The organism is Acetatifactor sp., assembly GCF_982438285.1.
In genome coordinates this window covers 1-2,279 of sequence record NZ_CEWDFQ010000420.1, presented here as the reverse complement: position 1 = coordinate 2,279, position 2,279 = coordinate 1, and the positions used below count along the sequence as shown (strand labels likewise).

The 2,279-nt window shown below is 49.5% G+C and carries 3 protein-coding genes; all 3 read right to left on the bottom strand.

Annotated features, from left to right (window positions below):
- Positions 1-138: 138 nt before the first annotated feature.
- Positions 139-846, bottom strand: coding sequence for an isoprenyl transferase (locus AC1WIP_RS14785; RefSeq protein WP_481142548.1), 708 nt, complete (start codon positions 844-846; stop codon positions 139-141).
- A 117-nt stretch (positions 847-963) separates the two neighbouring features.
- Positions 964-1,515 carry a ribosome recycling factor gene (gene frr, locus AC1WIP_RS14780; RefSeq protein ID WP_481142547.1) on the bottom strand — a complete coding sequence of 184 codons (552 nt, stop codon included), beginning with the start codon at positions 1,513-1,515 and terminating at the stop codon, positions 964-966.
- Between the two features lie 79 nt (positions 1,516-1,594).
- Positions 1,595-2,279 (bottom strand): UMP kinase (gene pyrH / locus AC1WIP_RS14775; RefSeq protein ID WP_481142546.1); only part of this gene is annotated, 685 nt, incomplete at its 5' end.

Sequence of the window (2,279 nt, the reverse complement as noted above, 5' to 3'; positions counted from 1 at the left end):
GCCTTTGTCAGCTCCCTGTAGGCTGTAAGCGAGATGACCAGCAATATGGCCGCAAGGGGAATCCCCCCAAACCCCATGGCTAAAAGCGCTATCAAAACCAATACAATCCCACTGGCAAGTCTGGTCCAAAACATAGGGTTATTCCTCCTTTAAACCGCCGTATCTTCTGTCTCTATGATTATATGCCTCCACCGCTTTGACCAATTCTTCTTTTGAAAAATCAGGCCAGGCAACCGGGGTAAAATAAAATTCCGTGTATGCAAGCTGCCAGAGCAGAAAGTTGGAAATTCTCTGCTCGTTGCAGGTGCGGATCAAAAGGTCCGGATCCGGTATCCCCGCCGTGTCAAGAAAGCCTGCAAAGACCTCCTCACTGATCCCTGTCTCCGACAGTTCACCGTCCTTCACCTTCTGCACAGCCTTTTTCACAGCCCGCAGGATCTCGTCTCTGCCGCCGTAATTGATGGCGATCTGAAAATGAAGGCCGTCGTTATTCTTTGTAGCCTCCTCAAGCTCCTCAATACGGCTTCGGATATCCTCGTCAAGCCTCGACTTTTCTCCCAGCACCCGGACGCACATACGGTTCTTTTCCGCCGTCTTCAGACAGGTTTTCATATAGTTTCGCAGAAGCTTCATCAATGCGTCCACCTCATCCTGGGGCCGGTTCCAATTTTCCGTGGAAAAGGCGTACACTGTCAGATATTGGATTCCCATTCTGTATGCCTCCTCACAGATGGTCTCCACTGTCTTGGCCCCCTGGACATGTCCGTAATTGCGGGGCATTCCCTTTGCTTTTGCCCACCTTCCGTTTCCGTCCAGGATAATTGCCACATGCCTTGGCACTTTTATTTCCTCGCTCATTCTTCCACATGCCTTTCCTTGTTTTTACAGGACCACATACCACTCGGGTTATGCACAAGGGAGCGGATAAGCTCTCGCATTCTCCGCCCCCGCATTAATTGGACTTTACACCGTCATGATTTCCTTGGATTTGCTGTCCATCAAGGCGTCTATCTCCTTGATGTACTTGTCTGTGAGCTTTTGAAGCTGCTCCTCCAGCTGCTTTATCTCATCCTCAGAGACTTCCGTTTTCGCCAGCTTCTTGAAGGCATCGTTTCCATCTCTTCTGATATTGCGGACAGCCACCTTTCCCTCCTCAGCCTTTTTCTTTATTTCCTTCACAAGATCCTTTCTTCTCTCCTCGGTAAGCTCTGGGAACACCAGACGGATCACATTGCCGTCATTAGAAGGGTTGATGCCAAGATCAGAGGTCAGAATCGCCTTTTCAATCTCCTTGATCATGGACTTCTCCCAGGGAGATATCTGAATAATCCGCGCCTCCGGAACGGTGACATTTCCTACCTGCTGAATAGGAGTCGGCGTTCCATAATAATTTACCTTGATCTTATCCAGTACATGGGGATTGGCTCTCCCGGCCCGGATGGTGGCATAGTCCGATTCCAGATAATCATATGCCTTTTTCATTTTCTCATCATACTGCTGTAGTCTCGTATCCATATTTCCTCCGTCCCACCGCTGTGAAGGTTTCACCACGGTTCCAATTTTATTCTTTACCTGCCGCCAGATTTCATACGCTTTAAACGATAACCTTTGTTCCCGTAAACCGTCCCTTCACGGCGTTTACAATACTGTTCTCCTCCTGGAGTCCAAACACCCACATGGGCATTTTGTTTTCCCTTGCCAGAATCGACGCCGTCATATCCACCACCTGCAGATTTTTGGCAATCACTTCGTCAATAGTAACCTGATCATACTTTCTGGCCGCCGGGTTTTTGTTGGGATCATCATCGTACACCCCGTCAATAGACTTGGCCAGCAGGATAACGTCTGCTTCTACCTCTACCGCACGCAGCACTACTCCCGTGTCGGTGGAAAAATAAGGATGCCCTGTTCCTCCTGCAAAAAAGACCACCATGCCCTGTTCAAAATACGACTCCGCCCGGTCCTTGGAAAAGAGTTCCGTAAAGGAGCCGCATACAAAAGGTGTGAGAATCCCCGTCCTCATGCCCTGGGAGCGGAAGATTTCCGACACATAAATACAATTCATAACGGTGGCCAGCATTCCGATCTGATCCGCCTTCGTGCGGTCGATATTTTCACTGGAGCGCCCTCTCCAGAAATTACCGCCTCCAATGACAATTCCCACTTGAAAGCCGGAATCAGCCAATTCCCTGACCTGCAGTGCAACCTTCTTGACCGTTTCTTCGTCAAAGCCGCTTTTTTGAGGGCCTGCAAGAGCCTCACCGCTGAGCTTCAGTAAT